Annotated in this window: 20 protein-coding genes; 4 read left to right on the plus strand and 16 right to left on the minus strand. The window is 67.1% G+C overall.

Features of this window, described 5'->3' with window-relative positions; genetic code table 11:
- Positions 1–153 precede the first annotated feature (153 nt).
- Positions 154–2,100 (plus strand): ABC transporter ATP-binding protein, encoded by a 1,947-nt coding sequence (locus JOF55_RS00840; protein ID WP_310268010.1) that lies wholly within the window; start codon positions 154–156, stop codon positions 2,098–2,100.
- Between the two features lie 17 nt (positions 2,101–2,117).
- Here the strand turns inward: JOF55_RS00840 and JOF55_RS00845 are convergent, their stop codons facing one another.
- Together JOF55_RS00845 and JOF55_RS00850 are read right to left on the minus strand one after the other, a co-directional pair.
- Entirely contained in the window at positions 2,118–2,318 is a 201-nt protein-coding gene (locus JOF55_RS00845; protein ID WP_310268013.1) for a DUF397 domain-containing protein, read from the minus strand.
- Between the two features lie 13 nt (positions 2,319–2,331).
- Positions 2,332–3,156 carry a helix-turn-helix domain-containing protein gene (locus JOF55_RS00850; protein WP_310268016.1) on the minus strand — a complete coding sequence of 275 codons (825 nt, stop codon included), beginning with the start codon at positions 3,154–3,156 and terminating at the stop codon, positions 2,332–2,334.
- Between the two features lie 172 nt (positions 3,157–3,328).
- On the opposite strand from JOF55_RS00850, the gene JOF55_RS00855 reads away from it, so the two are divergent.
- Complete coding sequence (locus JOF55_RS00855; protein WP_310268019.1) at positions 3,329–3,628, plus strand: hypothetical protein; 300 nt, start codon at positions 3,329–3,331, stop codon at positions 3,626–3,628.
- Between the two features lie 113 nt (positions 3,629–3,741).
- Positions 3,742–4,527, plus strand: a complete 786-nt coding sequence (locus JOF55_RS00860) for an IclR family transcriptional regulator domain-containing protein (protein WP_310268021.1) — start codon at positions 3,742–3,744, stop codon at positions 4,525–4,527.
- 63 nt (positions 4,528–4,590) lie between these two features.
- Here the strand turns inward: JOF55_RS00860 and JOF55_RS00865 are convergent, their stop codons facing one another.
- From JOF55_RS00865 to JOF55_RS00925, 13 genes are all read right to left on the minus strand, one after another.
- Positions 4,591–5,520: a sugar phosphate isomerase/epimerase family protein gene (locus tag JOF55_RS00865; RefSeq protein WP_310268025.1), complete on the minus strand. Its 930-nt coding sequence runs from the start codon at positions 5,518–5,520 to the stop codon at positions 4,591–4,593.
- Positions 5,502–6,494 (minus strand): zinc-dependent alcohol dehydrogenase, encoded by a 993-nt coding sequence (locus JOF55_RS00870; RefSeq protein ID WP_310268028.1) that lies wholly within the window; start codon positions 6,492–6,494, stop codon positions 5,502–5,504. Before JOF55_RS00870 ends, JOF55_RS00865 begins: the two co-directional genes overlap by 19 nt.
- A gap of 455 nt (positions 6,495–6,949) precedes the next feature.
- The gene (locus tag JOF55_RS00875; protein ID WP_374727339.1) at positions 6,950–7,747 is read right to left on the minus strand and encodes an IclR family transcriptional regulator; all 798 of its coding nucleotides are present in this window, start codon (positions 7,745–7,747) and stop codon (positions 6,950–6,952) included.
- Between the two features lie 60 nt (positions 7,748–7,807).
- Complete coding sequence (gene pcaC, locus JOF55_RS00880; protein ID WP_310268033.1) at positions 7,808–8,224, minus strand: 4-carboxymuconolactone decarboxylase; 417 nt, start codon at positions 8,222–8,224, stop codon at positions 7,808–7,810.
- Positions 8,224–8,988: a 3-oxoadipate enol-lactonase gene (gene pcaD, locus JOF55_RS00885; protein ID WP_310268036.1), complete on the minus strand. Its 765-nt coding sequence runs from the start codon at positions 8,986–8,988 to the stop codon at positions 8,224–8,226. Before pcaD ends, pcaC begins: the two co-directional genes overlap by 1 nt.
- Positions 8,985–10,307: a 3-carboxy-cis,cis-muconate cycloisomerase gene (pcaB, locus tag JOF55_RS00890; protein WP_374727340.1), complete on the minus strand. Its 1,323-nt coding sequence runs from the start codon at positions 10,305–10,307 to the stop codon at positions 8,985–8,987. The genes pcaD and pcaB overlap by 4 nt, the downstream gene beginning before the upstream one ends.
- Positions 10,308–10,356: 49 nt before the next feature.
- Complete coding sequence (gene pcaG, locus JOF55_RS00895; RefSeq protein ID WP_310268041.1) at positions 10,357–10,947, minus strand: protocatechuate 3,4-dioxygenase subunit alpha; 591 nt, start codon at positions 10,945–10,947, stop codon at positions 10,357–10,359.
- On the minus strand, positions 10,947–11,720 hold the full coding sequence (gene pcaH / locus JOF55_RS00900) for a protocatechuate 3,4-dioxygenase subunit beta (protein WP_310268044.1): 774 nt from the start codon (positions 11,718–11,720) through the stop codon (positions 10,947–10,949). Before pcaH ends, pcaG begins: the two co-directional genes overlap by 1 nt.
- Before the next feature lie 22 nt (positions 11,721–11,742).
- Entirely contained in the window at positions 11,743–12,924 is a 1,182-nt protein-coding gene (locus JOF55_RS00905; RefSeq protein ID WP_310268047.1) for a thiolase family protein, read from the minus strand.
- Positions 12,921–13,742: a CoA-transferase subunit beta gene (locus JOF55_RS00910; RefSeq protein WP_310268049.1), complete on the minus strand. Its 822-nt coding sequence runs from the start codon at positions 13,740–13,742 to the stop codon at positions 12,921–12,923. The genes JOF55_RS00905 and JOF55_RS00910 overlap by 4 nt, the downstream gene beginning before the upstream one ends.
- Positions 13,739–14,560: a CoA transferase subunit A gene (locus JOF55_RS00915; RefSeq protein ID WP_310268052.1), complete on the minus strand. Its 822-nt coding sequence runs from the start codon at positions 14,558–14,560 to the stop codon at positions 13,739–13,741. Before JOF55_RS00915 ends, JOF55_RS00910 begins: the two co-directional genes overlap by 4 nt.
- Positions 14,561–15,039: 479 nt before the next feature.
- Positions 15,040–15,480 carry a TIGR03618 family F420-dependent PPOX class oxidoreductase gene (locus JOF55_RS00920; protein WP_310268054.1) on the minus strand — a complete coding sequence of 147 codons (441 nt, stop codon included), beginning with the start codon at positions 15,478–15,480 and terminating at the stop codon, positions 15,040–15,042.
- On the minus strand, positions 15,474–15,932 hold the full coding sequence (locus JOF55_RS00925) for a hypothetical protein (protein ID WP_310268056.1): 459 nt from the start codon (positions 15,930–15,932) through the stop codon (positions 15,474–15,476). Before JOF55_RS00925 ends, JOF55_RS00920 begins: the two co-directional genes overlap by 7 nt.
- Positions 15,933–16,139: 207 nt before the next feature.
- Here JOF55_RS00925 and JOF55_RS00930 point away from each other — a divergent pair, with 207 nt between their 5' ends.
- Positions 16,140–16,358 (plus strand): DUF2188 domain-containing protein, encoded by a 219-nt coding sequence (locus JOF55_RS00930; RefSeq protein WP_310268058.1) that lies wholly within the window; start codon positions 16,140–16,142, stop codon positions 16,356–16,358.
- A gap of 60 nt (positions 16,359–16,418) precedes the next feature.
- On the opposite strand, the gene JOF55_RS00935 is transcribed toward JOF55_RS00930, so the two are convergent.
- On the minus strand, positions 16,419–17,375 hold the full coding sequence (locus JOF55_RS00935; protein ID WP_374727341.1) for a TIGR03557 family F420-dependent LLM class oxidoreductase: 957 nt from the start codon (positions 17,373–17,375) through the stop codon (positions 16,419–16,421).
- Positions 17,376–17,552 lie beyond the last annotated feature (177 nt).

A 17,552-nucleotide genomic window follows, 5' to 3' on the forward strand; every position in this document is an offset into this window, starting at 1 on the left:
ACACGCCACACCGGTCGACGAACGCGAGCACCCTCACCGAGACCGATCAATCCGCCTCGCAGAAGCGAGCGGGTAAGCATTGACTTCCACTTCACTTGAAGTCACACGATCGTCGTGCCCCGCGCCGCCTCGTTCCCCGATGGAGGAGCCTTCATGAATGACGCCGGTGTGAGCTGGGCAACGATGCGTTCGCTGGCCAGTGACAAATCGGTAACCCAGCAGCAGCTTCCTCCCGGTCTCGCGCACCGGATCCTGCGCTACGCGCGGCCCTACACCCGGATCATCCTGCCGTTTCTGGCCATCGTCGCGGCCGTGGCCGTGCTCGGCATCGTCACTCCGCTGCTGCTCAAGGCCATCATCGACAGGGGCATCGTGCCCGGCAACATCGGCGTGGTGGTCTGGCTGGCCGTGGCCGCGGCAGGCGTGGCGTTCCTGGAAGCGGCCCTGTCGCTGCTGCAACGGTGGTACTCCTCCCGGCTCGGCGAAGGATTCATCTACGACCTGCGCTGCGAGGTCTTCGACCACGTGCAGCGCATGCCGCTGGCGTTCTTCGTCCGAGCCCAGACCGGAGCGCTGACCAGCCGCCTGAACAACGACATCATCGGCGCGCAGCGCGCCCTGACCAACACCCTGTCCTCGGTGGTCTCCAACGTGCTGAGCCTGGTGCTGGTGCTGGGTGCCATGCTCACGCTGTCCTGGAAGATCACCCTGATCGCGCTGGTCCTGTTGCCCCTGTTCCTGCTGCCGGTGAAGTGGGTCGGCAAGCGGCTGCAGCGGGTCACCCGCGAGCAGATGGCCGTCGATGCCGAAATGAGTTCGCTGATGACCGAGCGGTTCGGCGTCGGGGGCGCCATGCTGACCAAGCTCTACGGTCGTACCGACGAGGAAACGCGGATGTTCGCCGGGCGTGCTGCACGCGTGCGCGACCTGGGTGTGCTCTCGGCGATGTACAGCCGGGTGTTCTTCGTCGCGCTGACCCTGCTGGCCGCCCTGGCCACCGCCATCGTCTACGGCCTCGGCGGTGCTCTGGTGATCGGCGGTTCCTTCCAACTGGGCACGCTGGTGGCACTGGCCGCGCTGCTCACCCGCCTGTACGGGCCGCTGACGGCGCTGTCCAACGTGCACGTCGACATCATGACGGCGTTGGTGAGCTTCCACCGCGTCTTCGAGGTCCTGGACCTGCGGCCGATGATCGAGGAACGCTCCGACGCGGTCGAGCTTCCGGCCGATGCGAGCAGTCTCGAGTTCGACTCGGTCTCGTTCCGCTACCCGGGTTCCGAGGAAGTGTCGCTGGCGTCGCTGGAGTCGGTGGCCCGCCAGGAGAGCACTCCCGCCCACGAGGTCCTGCACGACGTTTCGTTCCGGGCCGAACCCGGCGAAATGGTGGCACTGGTGGGGCACTCCGGCGCGGGCAAGACCACCATCAGTCAGCTCGCCGGCCGCCTGTACGAGGTGAACTCGGGCAGCGTGCGCATCGGCGGCCACGACGTACGCGACGTCACGCTGGCCTCGCTGTACTCGACGGTGGGTGTGGTGACCCAGGAGGCACACCTGTTCCACGACACCATCCGCACCAACCTCGCCTATGCGAGACCGTCGGCCACCGACGAGGAACTGCTGGAGGCGCTGCACACGGCCCAGCTCGATCACCTGCTCGCGGAGCTGCCGGAGGGACTGGACACCGTCGTGGGTGATCGCGGATACCGCATGTCCGGCGGTGAGAAGCAGCGGTTGGCGATCGCCAGGCTCCTGTTGAAGGCCCCACCGATCGTGGTTCTCGACGAGGCCACCGCGCATCTGGACTCCGAATCCGAAGCAGCGGTGCAACAGGCGCTGCGTACCGCGTTGGCCGGGCGGACCTCGTTGGTCATCGCCCACCGCCTGGCCACCATCCGCGAAGCCGACCGGATCCTGGTCGTCTCCGGTGGCCGCATCGCCGAGCAGGGCACGCACACCGAACTGCTCGCCCACGATGGCCTCTACGCCGAGCTCTACCGCACACAGTTCGCCGCACAACCGGAGACGGCAAGGTCGATCAGCACGAACGGCTCGCGCGGCACCGGCAACAACGGGGTCCCGGTCGGCAGCAGCGAGGTGTGACGCTCGGAGCCGCGTTCTCAGGTGCCGAGTGAACCGTTCCGGAGTGCCCCGACGAACCTTTTCCACTGCGGCTCATCAAATCGCAGTGCAGGCCCCTCGGGATCCTTGGAGTCCCTTGCCGCCACGTTCTCGGCGGCGAATGCGACCTCGACGCAGTCGGAGCCATTGCTGCTGTAACTCGACTTCCGCCAGACCAGCTTGTTGTCGGCGGCAACCATTGCTTCTCCTCGGTCAGGCCAGTGCGTCCGCACGAGCTCGAACCGCCTTGGCGGACTCAGCCTGCGACAACGCAACAGAACGTAATGCTTCAGCATTATGACTATACGCTCCAACCTGCTCCTGATCTTGAACGTAGACCGCACCGTCGGGGATCTCCACGTAGCCGATCGACTGCGCTTCATCGAAGTCCAGGACCGTGAACCGTCCTTCCAGGCCATCGTGGCGACCAACCACCGTGGGCACGATCAGCACTTCCACGTTGGGAAGCTCCGAGATAGTTACCAAGCGCTCAAGTTGTTCCTTCATGATCGCCGTACCACCGATTGGCCGGTCGAGAACCGACTCTTCGATCAGTGCTGTGAGATGCAACGGCGATGTCTCGCAGAACAGCCGCTGCTGCCGCTCCATCCGCAGGCTCACCAGTCGCTCGCCTTGGTCCGGCCGTACCCGGGAACTCGGGGAGGTCATCGCGACGGCGTATTCCGACGTCTGCACCAAGGCGGGGAGGACGAGCGGCGCATATGTGATCTCACGAATCGCAAGCCCTTCCAGCCCAACGAAAGTGCGTAACCAGTCCGGGATCACATCTACCCACGGAGCCAGCCACGTCCGCTGGTCCGCACGGCCACACAACGAGGCAAGCCGATCAATGTCCCAGGTAGGGGCGCCATAGAACTCAAGTAAACCGGCAATCTGCTGCGGCTGTGGAAAGTACATGCCTTTCTCGAAATGACCGACCAGGCTGGGTGAGCAACCGATCGCCTTGGCCGCAGCAGCCAGGGTCTCGCCCGAACGCTTGCGGTATCGGGCCAGCTCGACCCCGATCAGCCAGCGCAACGCCGAAGGATCATTCCGCCCTGACACCCAGCACCTCCATGAACCACACCAGCACGTACACAGTCTGCCTTGCTTCGAGCAACAGCGGGCATACCACTCGACCAGGGCATGGCAGAAGCTAGATTTATAGCTAAACTTCTAGTTGTCATTGTTGCTCACCAAGGAGGTTGAGATGCTCTCCGTCGAGGAAACCGCCGACTGGGCGCCCGAACCGGACGAACTCGCGGCGATCGAGCCCGCGCTGGAAGCCCCACCCCGCCTCTTCGCGATCTGCGAGCTCGACAGGGACTCCGACGGGGAACTGCTCGGCGGTTTCGTGTTCGCCTGGGGACTGGCGTGGCCCGACCGGGCGGAGCTGGTCGGCGCTGACGGGAGCACCCGAGGCAGTTTCCGCTCCGTGCAGCGAGCACTGGAGATCTTCGCCCGCACCGGCGAGGTCCGGCTGGCCTGGCCCACACCGGCGGCGGCCTGACCGGGGGACACGGCTGCGGTCCGGGTGCGTGCCCGCCTGGGTGGGCACGCACCCAGGCCTGGGATATTAGAGTTCCGGATCAGAACCGGACCGATGTCGATCAAGAGGTGGCGATGGTTGAGGAGCGCGGGGAGCACTTCGTCAAGTCCTTCGAACGCGGGTTGGCAGTTCTTCGTGCCTTCTCCGCCGAACAACCCGAACTGACGCTCACCGAGGTCGCGGAGTCGGCGGAACTGACCCGGGCCGGAGCCCGCCGGTTTCTGCTGACCCTGGTCGATCTCGGCTACGTGCGGATGAGCGGGCGCCGGTTCGCGTTGACACCGCGCGTGATGGAGTTCGGCTACGCGTTCCTGTCGGGCCGACCGCTGCCGACGATCGCCGATCCGCATCTGCATCAGCTTGCCGAGGATCTCCGGGAAAGCACGTCGGTGGCCGTGCTGGACGGCAACGACATCTACTACGTGGCTCGGGTCCCCAGTTCCCGACTGCTGTCCGTGGCGATCACGGTGGGCACCCGGTTTCCCGCACATGCGACGTCGATGGGCAAGGTGCTGCTGGCCGGACTCAGCGAGCAGGACTTCTCCGCTCGCCTGGAGTCGATGGAGCTGTCGGCGCTCACGGAGCGCACGATCACCTCCCCGAAAGCCCTGCGGGCGGAGATCGAGCAGGTCCGTGCCCGGGGATGGGCCTTGTCGGACGGCGAGCTGGAGGAGGGGCTGCACGGAGTCGCCGCACCGCTGCGCGATCGCTCCGCCCACGTCATCGCGGCCGTGAACATCTCGCTGCAGACACACTCGACCGAGGAATCGATGGTTCGCCGCGACATCGTCCCGCCTCTGCTGTCCGCGGCCTCCCGCATCGAAGCCGACCTCAGCCTGCATCCGACGCAGATGTGGTGACCCTCCCGAGCGGGGCCATCCTCATCGGACGGAAGTCCGCGAGGAGAGCCCCGCAGGGAGAGCTCAGGAAGTCACGGTCGCGGGGGCCAGCAGTGCGCGTGCGGCATCGTGCCTGTCGCGGAGGAATTCCTGCGGCCCGAGCTCGGCGAGCCGGTCGAGATCGGGGGCTTCGACGCTGACCGGCAGGTCATCGGGTACCGCGCCGAGCAGTGCGGCCAGGGGCAACGCACCGTGCCCCGGCTCCTGCCGGGGAGCAGCACGGATTTGCAGGTAGGTCAGCAGGGCGGGATCCAGGGCACGGACGTCGTCGACCGAGTCGCCGCACCGCTGCAGATGCAGCGCATCGAGCAGCACACCACCACCGTCGGAGCGCTCGGCGATACGGCGGGCCTGTTCCACGGTGCGGACCTGCTTGTCGGGCATGGCTTCCAGTGCCGGGCGGATCTCGTACAGCTTGGCGCGTTCGACGAGCGCTGCGAACGTGTCGGCGGCCCGGTCCGGGTCCGGATCTTCACACGTCACGTTGAGGAATCGAGCGCCGAGCCGGACACCGGTTTCGAGGACGTGCTCGTAGTCGGCAACAGCGGTGTCCGGTTGCAGGGAGGTGATCTCGACATCGAGCACGGCCAGTCCCGTGGCCTGCAACCGACGCACCGTTTCCAGCAGCATCGGCGAGCCGACATCGACCGGCCATCGCCGTTCCTGACCGGTGGTCGTGGCCACGCGCAGGCCGACGCAGTCGAATCCGGCCTGCGCAGCGATGGTCACCAGGTCCGGCGGCGGCACGTTCAACGCGGTGAGATGGCCGATGCCCAACCGGCGACGCTCGTTCGTCGGAGGTTCTCCCGCCAGGGGGTGATCCGACCGGGATTCCTCCGGCAGGAAACCGTCCTGCGAGGACTGGTGGAACATGGAATTCTCCTGTACGGCCCTGTGCGGATCTCGCTTCGGGCCGGTGTCGGCGTCGATGGCCGTCACGGTTCGGCGGACCATCGAGTGAGGTCGATCCAGGACTTTCCGGGCACATCGCGGGCGGCGTCCATCGCACTCGCGGCATGGGCAGCCGTGGCACTGGCCTGAAGGATGCGCTCGGGCTTCAGGTCCCTCTCGTGCAGCCAATCCCTGGTTCGGGCGAAGTCCACGGGATGGTCGTAGATGAGAGCTCCCCGCAGCGTGAGTTGGCGTTGCACGATTTCCTGCGTGACCACCGGGTACGGTGCGGCGCTCTGCCCGATGAGAGACACCACGGCGAGCTTGTCGGCTGCCCGCATGGCGTCGTGGAAGCCCTGCTCCACCCCGGAGCACTCGAACACGTGGGAATAGCATCGTTCGGCGCTGTCGGCCGTGGTCGCTCCCAACGACAGCGCGAGAGCGAGTCGACCGGGATGGGGTTCGCTGACCACGGGCTGCACCCCGGCGGCGAGCAGGCACAGGCAGATCAACAGCCCCTGCGATCCTGCTCCGATGACCAGGCAGGTCTCTCCCGACCGGATTCCGGAGCGCCGGACGGCGGCCTGGGCCACCGCCAGGGGCTCGAAGCACACCAGTCGTTCCACGGGCCATTCCTGCGGTACGGGCCAGGCGAAGCGCGCGGGCACGGCTGCGTATTCCGACAGCAGACCGAGCCGGTTGATGCCGACGATGCCGCGGTGTTCGCACGCCGAGGTGTACCCGGCCCGGCACTGCTCGCACTCCAGGCAGCAGTAGTTGGGTTCGATGACCACGGTCTCACCGACGCGGCGATCGGTGACCGCCGAACCCACCGCCACGATCTCGCCGCATCCCTCGTGGCCGAGTACCCACGGCATTTCGGCCGGGGCTCGCTTGCCGTCGTACAGGGTGAGGTCGGAGCCGCAGAGGCCGACCCCACGCATCTGCACGACCACCTCGTGCTCCCCGCAGGCAGGGTCGGGCCAGTCGTCGACGAGTTCCAGTGTGCGGGGCGCGGTGAACGTGAGAGCCCTCATCGCCGCGACTCACCTTGCCCACGCACCTCACCGGTACTGAAAAGCCGCAGCTCGATACGGCTCGAGGGTGCTTGCATCATCCACCGCCTTGTTCCGCAACCACATCACCGCGAAGGAAACCCCCGCAGGAGCCCGTGTCCGCAATGGATCTTGCCCGCACGATGGGTACCCCGCCGCACAGTGGTCGCTGTGCCACTTTGGTCGGAATACGAACTTTAGTTCTTCATCCGAACAACAGGCTAGCCGTCGCGACATACCCGGTCAACGGCGGCCCTCACCGCGATGGCCATGTTCGCATTGCGAACACAACTGGCGAACACGGGTCATGCGCGCGGACCGTGCACGGAGATCATGAGCACAGGCTCGAACAACGGTCACGACCGAAAGCGGTCACGCACGGGCGACTTCCTCACCCACGGCTGAAGCCGGGAACCTGCACGCTACATTTCTCCTGATCAGCGCGGTATGCCACCCGAACGTGCATCCGGCGCGACCTGGAGATCCGCCTCGATACGCGCCGCCGTTTCCAGCAGCGGCGGGAGGAGCACGCGCCGGGCATGCTCACCACTGGTGCGGCTGGCGTGGGAGGAGACGTTCATCGCCGCCACGACCTGTTCGGAGCGGCCCCGTATCGGTGCGGCCAACGAGCGAAGGCCCGCCTCCAGTTCCTGGTCGACCAGGCACCAGCCCTGCGCCCGGACCCGATCGAGCTCACCACGCAGGGCATCCCGGGTCTTCAGGGTGTGCGGGGCCAACGGCTCGGGCTGCACCCGATGCAGGTAGTCCTCCAGTTCGGCCTCGGGAAGGTGCGCCAGCAGCACGCGACCCATGGAGGTGGCGTAGGCGGGAAACCGGGTACCGATGTTGATGGACACCGTCATGATGCGGGAGGTGGGCACGCGGGCCACGTACACGATGTCGTCTCCGTCGAGCACCGAGACCGACACCGACTCGTGCACCTGTGCGACCAGCTTTTCCAGGTGCGGCTGCGCGATCTCGGGCAGCGACACGCTCGACAGGTACGAAAAACCCAGCTCCAGCACCCGTGGGGTGAGCGCAAAAACCCGGCCGTCGGTCCACACGTAACCGAGCTGGACCAGGGTGTGCAGAAACCGACGCGCGGCGGCGCGCGACAGGTCGGTGACGCGCGCCACCTCGCTGAGCGTCATCTCCGGGCGGGACTCGTTGAAGGCCCGAATCACCGCCAGGCCCCGGGCGAGCGACTGCACCGAACCGACTCCGGGCTCGTTCATCGGCTCCGTCACATACCCTCCGCTCGAGCTCCGACGACGCCACGAGCCGCGAAACCCGATTCAGTGTGTCGAATCGCCGGCATCGTCGGCTTCCTCGGTCAGGATCGCATCGGCGATCCGGAAAGCACTGTTGGCCCTCGGCACACCCGCGTAGATGGCCACGTGCATCAGGACTTCGCGAATCTGGCCGGGTTCGACACCGTTGCGGCGAGCGGCACGCACATGCATCGCGAACTCGTCCTCCAGCCCCGTGGCCGCCAGGATCGCCAGCGTCAGACAACTGCGAGTGCGCCGGTCCGTACCGTCACCTGCCCACAGCTCACCCCACGCGTAGCGGGTGATGAAATCCTGAAACCCCTCGGTGAACTCGGTTTTGCGGGACTCGGCTCGATCCACGTGCGCGTCACCGAGAACCTCCCGGCGTACCGTCATCCCCGTGGCGCGACGTGTCACATCGTCTCCAGCACCTTCGGACATCACACGCTCCTTGCTCCGAAGTGCTCGACCAGCAGACGGTTCACGGCCTCGGATTGTTCCACGTTGGCCAGATGGGCCGCCGCAGGCAGCACCTCCGTCCGGGCTCCGTCCACTGCGGAAACGATACGTTCCGCATGCTCCGGTGGAGTGGCCGGGTCGTCGGCACCGGCCACGGCCAGCGTCGGTGCCGCGATCTCACCCAGGCGCGGCAGGATGTCCATGCTCGCGATCGACTCCGCACAGCTTGCGTATCCCTCGTCGTCGCAGGCACGGAGCATGCTTCCGAACTTGTCGACGATGTCCGCGCGCCCGGCCGTGCCCGGAGTGAACCAGGTGGCCAGGGACGACTCCACGATCGCGGCGGTGCCCTGTGCACGGACCAGTGCGGCCCGGTCGGTCCACTTCGACGGTGGTCCCAGCTGAGCCGAGGTGCAGATCAACGCCAGCCGGTCGATGCGGTCCGGTGCGTGCTCGGCCAGCCACATCCCGGTCATGCCGCCGAGCGAGACACCCGCGAAGTGCACCCGTTCCAGGCCGAGTTCGTCGAGCAGTTCGAGCACGTCACCGCCGAGCTGCTCCAGGGTGTAGGGACCGGGCTTGGCGTTCGTGCCGCCGTGGCCGCGCTGGTCGTAGCGCAGCACCCGGAAGTGCTCGGTGAGTGCGGGCACTTGTTCGTCCCACAGCGTCAGGTCGGTGCCCAGCGAGTTGGACAGCACGACCACCGGGGCCTGCTCGGGCCCGGTCAGCTCATGATGCACGGTCACTGATCGTTTCCTCCTGCATTCTGCGCGTGGGCGTCCAGCGCCCGATCGACGAAGGCGCCCGCCGAGCCGAGGTAGTCGGCGGGCTCGGTCGCGGCGAGGATGTCCTGCTCGGACAGCACCGCACGTACCGAGGAGTCGGCCAGCAACTCGGCACGCAAGGTGGTGCTCCGCTCGACCACCCGGTGCGAGACCTCGGTAATCAGGTCCTGGGCCCGAGTGCGCCCGAGTGCTTCCATCAGAGCCGAGGCCGCGTTCTCGGCCATGAGCACTCCGCCGGTGAGGTCGAGATTGCTACGCATCCGATCGGTGTGCACGCGCAGATCGGCGAGCAGTTCGCGAGTGGCCGCGGCGGCAGCCCCCACCAGGCGCAGCAGCTCGATCAGTGGCTCCCATTCGGACTGCCACGCTCCCGCCGCCCGTTCGTGCTCCTGCGGCATCGCCGCGAGCAGCCCGCTGACCAGTGTGGGCACCCGCTGGGTGGTTGCGGTGATCACGACCGACCGAACGGGATTGCGTTTGTGGGGCATCGCCGAGGAACCACCGGATGCCCCCTCGGCGAGTTCGCCCACTTCGGTCTGCGCGTGCAATTTCACGTCGAGGGCGATCTTGCCCAGTGTTCCGGCGACCGTGCCGAGCACCCCCGCGAGCTCACCGACGCGGTTACGGTCGGTGTGCCACGGCACGACCGGTTCGGTCAGTCCCAGCTCCTCGGCCAGCAAGCCGCTCACCCGCACCCCGTCGGCGCCGAGGGAGGCAAGCGTGCCTGCCGGTCCGCCGAATTGCACGGCCAGCCGCTCACGCCGCACTCGTTCCAGCCCGGCGGTGGCCTCGGTCAGCGCGGTGAGCCAGCCCGCGCACTTGCGGCCGAAGGTCGTCGGCAAGGCCTGCTGCAGGAGGCTGCGCGCGACCATCAGGGTGTCCCGATGCCGCCCGGCCAGCCCGGCGCACTGCTCGGCCGCCGACCGCAGATCCGCCAGGACGGGGTCCGTCGACCGGCGAACAACGAGCATGGCAGCGGTGTCGACGATGTCCTGGCTGGTGGCTCCACGATGCACATACGGCGCGGCCGGCTCGTCCACGAGAGCGGTCAGATCGCGGACCAGGGCGATCACCGGCGTTGCCGAGGACGCGGCACGTTCGCCGATCGAGGCCGCATCGAAGTACTCGGCGTGACAGTGCCGCGCGATCTCCTCGGCCGCTGCTTCCGGGATGAGCCCTGCCCTCGCCTGCACTCGTGCGAGTGCGTTCTCGACATCCAGCATCGCCTGCAACCACGCCTGCCCGGACAGGGCAGCCGTGGTCGCAGGCGTGCTGAACATCGGGCCGAACAGGCCGTCGGGAGTGTCCACGCCCTGGTCGGTATGCGACTCAGACGGCGAAAAAGAGGGTTTCGTCATCGCCTTGCAATCGGATGTCGAGCTGGTACCCGCCGTCCTCGGCGGTCGCGATCAGGGTACCGCGCCGATCGGCATCCACTGTGGAAAGAACCGGGTCGGCCGCGTTGGCCTCCTGCTCGTCCGGGAAGTAGATCCGGGTCACCACCCGGTTGAGCAGTCCCCGAGCGAGCACGGTGACGTTGATGTGCGGGGCTTCGGTCGCACCATCCGGCGTCGGCAGGGTTCCGGGCTTGACGGTGCGGATCCAGTAGCGGCCTTCGACGTCGGTGCCGCAGCGACCGAATCCGCGAAACGACGTGCTGGTGCCACGGGAGTCGTCGAAGTGATCGAACCGACCCTGCGAGTCGGCCTGCCAGGTCTCGACGATCGCGTCCGGCACCGGGTTGCCGTTGCCGTCGAGCACGCGACCGTGCACGACGATCGCGCCCGGTGCACCGTCACCGACGACCTCGGGGCCGTCCTCCCAGAGGATGCCACCGGGGAGGGCGAAGAACGGGCCCACCGTCTGTGACGGGGTGGTACCGACAGGGGTATCGGTGGTTTCCGTGTTCGGGGTGGCCATCAGTCGTCGTCCTCCTCGTCGTCCTCGAACGGCGTGGCCTCACGACCGCGCAGCACGATGTCGAACTTGTAGCTCAACGCCCACTCCGGCACCGTGGTGTCGAGGTCGAACCGGGAGATCATCCGCTCGCGCGCCTTCGGATCCCGCACCGAGTTGAAGATCGGGTCCTGGTAGAACAGCGGATCACCCGGGAAGTACATCTGGGTGATCAGTCGCTGGGTGAAGGCCTGACCGAACAGGGACAGGTGAATATGGGCCGGACGCCAGGCGTTGTCGTGGTTCCGCCACGGGTAGGCACCGGGCTTGATGGTGATGAACTTGTAGAACCCGTCGGAGTCGGTCATACACCGGCCGGTACCCGAGAAGTTCGGGTCCAACGGAGCCGGGTGCCGGTCGCCGGAGTGCTCGTACCGTCCCGCGGAGTTGGCCTGCCAGATCTCCACCAGGGTGTTCGGCACCGGCTTGCCGTCGGAGTCGAGCACCCGGCCACTGACGATGATGCGCTCGCCGAGGGGTTCACCCTCGTGCTGGACGGTGAGGTCGTGGTCGGTCTCGCCGACCCGGTCATGTCCCAGCAGCGGACCGGTGACCTCGGTGAGGTAGTGCGGCAGCACCTGCAGGGGTTGCTTCGGTGCCCGCAGGTGGGTGGAGTTGTACTCCTCCGTGTCCAGCGCCGGATGGCTGGCCTCGTCGCGCGTGTAGGAGGGCAGGACCAAGCCGGAGGGTGCCGGTGTGGTCGCCGCCACATCATAGGCGGTGTCTTTCGGGTACATGGTTGCTCCTGGTGATTACCGATCACGCGTGCAGGACGACGGCGAGGCCCTGGCCGACGCCGATACAGATCGCGGCGAGCCCCCACCCACCGCCGGCGCGGTGCAGCTGGTGGGCCAGCGTACCGAGGATGCGGGCCCCGGAAGCGCCGAGCGGGTGACCGATGGCGATCGCACCACCCTGTACGTTGACGATCTCGGGATCGAGTTCGGGCCACTCGGCCAGGCAGGCCAGCGACTGGGAGGCGAAGGCCTCGTTCAGTTCGACCGCGGTGAGGTCGTCCCAGCCGATGCCCGCCCGCCGCAGCGCCGTGTTGGCGGCCTCGACCGGGCCGATCCCGAACACGTCGGGGTCGACTCCGGCCACACCCCGGCTGACGATCCGCGCCAGTGGGTCCGTGCCCAGTTGCTCGGCGGCGCTCTCGCTGCCGATGAGCATTCCCGCCGCGCCATCGTTCATCGGCGAGGAGTTCCCCGCGGTGACCGTTCCCCCGCTGCGGAAGACGGGCTTGAGCTTGGCCAGCGACTCCGGTGAGCTGTCGGCGCGGACCCCCTCGTCGCGGGTCACCTCCGTTCCGGGAACGGGCACGACCTCCTTGTCGAAGGCCCCGGCCTCCCAGGCGGCCGCCGCACGCGTATGACTGCGCAGCGCGAAGGCGTCCTGGTCCTCACGGCTGATCTTGTAGCGATCGGCGAGGATCTCGGCGCTCTCGCCCAGCGGGATGGTCCACTCCTGCGGCATCTCGGGGTTGACCATGCGCCAACCCAGAGTCGTGGAGTGCAGCGTCTCGTGACCGCGCGGGTAAGCACGCTCGGGCTTGGGCAGCACCCACGGGGCACGGCTCATCGACTCGACACCGCCTGCGATGAGCAGGTCGGCATCACCGGTCTGGACCGTGCGGCTGGCCTCCATGGCCGCTTCCAGCCCCGAGCCGCACAGTCGGTTCACCGTCGCACCGGTCACGCTGGTGGGCAGCCCGGCCAACAGCGCGGCCATCCTGGCCACGTTGCGGTTGTCCTCGCCGGCACCGTTGGCATCGCCGAACAGGACGTCCTCGATCCGCGCCGGGTCGAGATTCGGCGCGCGCTGAACCAGCGAGCGGATGACGTGGGACGCGAGATCGTCGGGACGCACCTCGGCCAGCCCCTTGCCATAGCGGCCGATCGGGGTGCGCAGCGCGTCGAGCACATAGACGCCGTTGGTCACTGGGAGTCTCCCTTCCCGGTGGTTGCCTTGAGTTCGCGCAGCACCGACAGCTCCGCCTCGGTCGGCGGCTGCTGCACGGTGAGCTCCTCGGCCACCCGCAACGACCAGCCGGTGGCCGCGCGCGCCTGCTCCACGTCGACACCCGGGCCGAGGTGCGTCAGGGTCAGCTCCCGGGTCTGCGGGTCGGGTTCGAGCACACCCATGTCGGTGATGACCTTGACCGGGCCGCGGCCGGGCAGGCCGAGGCGGTCACGCTCACCGCCGTCACGGCCGTAGCCGATCGAGGTCACGAAATCCACGGACTCGACGAACGAGCGGGGGCTCTGCCGCATCACGATGAGCACTTCCTGGCAGGAGGCCGCGATCTCCGGGGCGCCACCGGCTCCGGGCAGCCGCACCTTCGGATCGTCGTAGTCGCCACCGATGACGGTGGTGTTGATGTTGCCGTACTTGTCGACCTGGGCGCCGCCGAGAAAGCCGGTGTTCACCCGGCCGGGCTGCAGCCAGTAGTTGAAGATCTCGGGCACGCTGACCACGGAGTCGGCAGTGTCGGCAAGAATTCCATCGCCGATGGACAGCGGCAACTGGTCCGGCTTCGCACCGAGTGTGCCGGACTCGTAGATCAGCACCAGCTCGGGCGCGTGTGTGCGGCGGGCCAGATTGGCCGCCGTACTCGGCAGCCCGATCCCCACGAAGCACGCGGTGCCGTCGCGCAGGGATCGCGAAGCGGCAATCGTCATCATTTCGTCCGCCGTGAATTCCCGGCTTGCGGACTCGGCGGTACCGGCCGTGGAAGCCGTCTCTGCTCCGACGCTCATCGCGCGCTCCTCTCCACGTCGAGGACTTCGGTGTCCACCCATTGCCGGAACTGCTCACGGTCCCGGCCGATCGGATCCCACCGCTGGTAGTAGTCGTTGTCGCGCTCGTAGTAGCCCTGGGCATAGGACGGGTGCGCCCCACCGGGAACCTCGGCCACGGCGCTGACCACCCACTTGGGCAGTACGACCGCGCCCGGCCGCGGTTCGAGCTCGTCCACGACCTCCTCGACCGTCACCAGCGACCGCTTCGACGCCAGCACCGTCTCCTTCTGCACCCCGGTGATCCCCCACATCTGCACGTTGCCCTGGCGGTCGGCCTGCTGTGCGTGCACGATGCCGACATCGGGATTCAACGCGGAAACGGCGGCCAAGGACTCACCGGTGAAGGGGCATTCGATCGTCTTGATCGACTCGGTGTGGGCGGGCAGGTCGGTACCCGCGTAACCGCGCAGCACCGCGAACGGGAGACCGGAGGCTCCGGCGGTGTAGCGGTTGGCCATACCGGCGTGACTGTGTTCCTCGATCTCCAGCGGTACCGGCCAGGAGTGCTGGATCGCATCGCGGAACCGGTGCAGGGACCCCACCCCCGGGTTGCCACCCCAGGAGAACACCAGTTTACGCGCACAGCCGGCGCCGATCATCTGATCGTAGATCACATCCGGCGTCATCCGGCACAGCGTCAAATCCCGCCGTCCCTGGCGGATGATCTCGTGACCCGCGGCGACCGGGATCAGATGCGTGAAGCCCTCCAGGGCCACGACGTCACCGTCACCGACCAGTTCCGAGACAGCCTCATCGAGTTGCCGTATGGGAGACACCCACCAACTCCGTTCCTTCACGGTGCTCTTCCACGGCGTTCTTTCGCAGTGTCCCCATGTGGTGCCCACGTACAGCACTCACATGCGGTGTTCACATAAAGAACGTACGTGCTACATGCGAACGATAGCCAAAGAGCGGATTTCGGTCAATGCACTCCCTCACATGCTCGCGACCGGCACAGGCTCCACCCCATTGCCGGCAAGAAACGGGAATCGTGCCCCGGGCTCGCCACCGGAAGGCCCCGACAGTGACCGGTGACACATCTCCATCGAGGGCTATCGTTCACGAAAATTCACGATCGTAACAACTGTTCGTAATGCGAACTAGGATGATCGTGGCGTTCCCGAGCGATCACGACGCCGAGTGGGACGGGGCCGAGTGGGACGGGGCAGCATCGAGGGGACGCTTCGGTACCGACGTGCACGGTTTCCGACGCGGGCCGGTGGCCGGCACCGTGAGTGAGGGGCGGCGAACGGGCTCACACGCCGTAGATGCGCTCCGGGTCGATCAGCACGGCTGCCCGCTGCTCCCTGGCCATCGCACGGTCGTACTCCTGCCAGTCCTCGTGCTCACCACCCGCACCCGCGAAGACCTCCCGCAGCAGCAACCGCAGCCCTTCGGCGTCCACCCCCTCCAGGGGATCCTTCGGCCCGACGATCTCCGCGGAACCTTCGACGGTGATCCACGACCATCCCGCACGAAATGTCAGCGCCGTGCGCGGCCTCGCACGCAGATGCGTGAGCTTGGCCCGCCCGTAGGTCACGAAGGCCACGACCGACCGCCCGGTGATCGGATGCCGGGCAACACCCGCGTTGACCACCGAGGACTGCACGCTGCCGTCGGCGCGAGTCGTGGCCACGGTGGCCAAGTGGTTGTCCCGAGCAGCGATCCGCTCGACGACCGGGAGATCGACTACCACGCCCGCAGCACTCCTGCCTGCGGTGCCGCGACCTCGCCGACGGAAGAGAGCTCGTCCGGCATCACCAGAGTCCTGCGCAGTCGTTGCATCCCTTCGCGCAGTACCCGTCTGACTTCGTCGCCCGCGATGGCGAAGTCCTCCGGGGCATAACAGATTCGCACCTCGACACGACTGCGCTCACCCCCCAGGGGACGGCAATGCACGCTGCCGGAGTGCGCGCGAGCCAGTGCATGCCAGTGCGTACCTTCGGCATTGTTGCTCTCGGTGATATGAATGACGAGGCAGTCGCGCTGTCCCGCGATCTCGACACCACACTGGTACAGCCCGTAACCGACTCTGCGGACGGTGCTCAGTACCGGAAACACCTCAGACAGGAATCCGAACTGCCGACACCGCTGCCGAGTGGCTTCAGCCGATGCCGCAACATCCACGACTTCGGTAATCACACCCACGGCGATTCACCTCGCAGCGCTCATTGCTGACTGCGACATTCCCGGTCACGGCGCTGACAAAACCGGCAATTCCGCGAGAATGCGTGATGTCCACCGAGCTCCCGTCCGCTGCGCGACACGCTGCCCGAGGATCTCGATTGCCACGTGTGCCGTCATCGGGTGCCGGGTACCTGAGCGGCTGAACACGCCGGTAACAGGGAGGTCGTCTTGTCCGAACGTCATGTGGTTCCCGACCGCGCCACCGGAGGTGGCTGGAAGGTGACCGGTGCCGATTCAGCGGAATCGCAGACCGCCACCCAGGCCGATGCGATCGACGAGGCCGAGCAGGAGCTTCGCCACAGCGGCGGTGGCGAACTCCTGATCCACGGACTTCGCGGCCAGGTCTGCGACAAGCGCCTGGTGCAGTCGAGAACCGAGGAAGCCTGACGGACACGTCGCCGGTCACGGCAGTGCCCGGCGGCTCGGTCCGGCGGTCGGTCCGGCGGCTCACCGCCGCTGTAGCCGGGGGCGTAGTTCGCGGGACCAGGCCTCGAAAAACTTCTCCTGCTCGGGGCCGATCTGTTGCAGGTACACCTCATCGAAGCCCGCGTCCTCGAACTGCTGCACGGTATCGAGCACCCGCTGGGGGTCGGAACCGCAGGGGAACTGCTCGCCCACCATCCGTTCGGTGATCAGCGTGGTGGCCGGGTCGAAATCACGAGGGGTGGGCAGGGTCTGTCCCAGCGTGCCGGGCAGCAACTCGTTGCGCCACAACCGGTGCGCGGTGGCTTTGCCCTCCTCCTCGGTATCGGCCCAGCACAGCTTCACGCCGACCTGAGCCGGTTTGTTCCCGGCCCTGTCGCGAAAGGTGTTCACCAGGTCCGGGTCGGGCATGGCCGAGCAGAAACCATCCCCGATACGGCCGGCCAACCGCGCCGCCTGCGGCCCGAACGCGGAAACGTAGATCGGCACCGGCTGCTCCGGGAGCGTGTAGAGCCGGGCGTTTTCCACGGTGTAGTGCTGTCCGCGGTGCGTGATTTCCTCTCCGGTGAACAACTTGCGGATGATCTCGCAGGCTTCGTCCAGCATCGACAGTCGCAACTCGGCCGGAGGCCAGCGATCACCGGTGATGTGCTCGTTGAGCGCCTCGCCGGAACCGACCCCGAGCACGAACCCACCCTGGCACTGCACCGCCGCCGTGGCGGCAGCCTGGGCGATCACCGCCGGATGCGTGCGTATCGTCGGGCAGGTGACCGCTGTGGTGATCGGCAACGAGGTGACCTGCGACAGGGCCCCGATCACCGACCACACGAAAGGGCTGTTGCCCTGTTCGTCCAGCCACGGATGGAAGTGGTCCGAAATCCACAGCCGTTCGAAACCCGCCTGCTCGGCCATCCGGGCCTGCCGCAGCAGTTCGTGCGGCCCGAAGGACTCGCAGGACAGAAAATAACCAACACTGACCATTTCGCCGCCGTACCCGACGGAGACCCTGCTCAATCGTCGACCGCACCGGGCGCCGCAGCCCGCCGATGCCCGGAGCCGACCGGTCCCTTCGAGTGTTCTCGATGCTCGTCCTGTTTGACCGGCGCATTCTCCTGGGCAATCCCGAAGCAACCAATGTGCGGCTGGGAAAGGCTGACC

The sequence above is a fragment of the Haloactinomyces albus genome, from assembly GCF_031458135.1.
Lineage (GTDB): Bacteria > Actinomycetota > Actinomycetes > Mycobacteriales > Pseudonocardiaceae > Haloactinomyces > Haloactinomyces albus.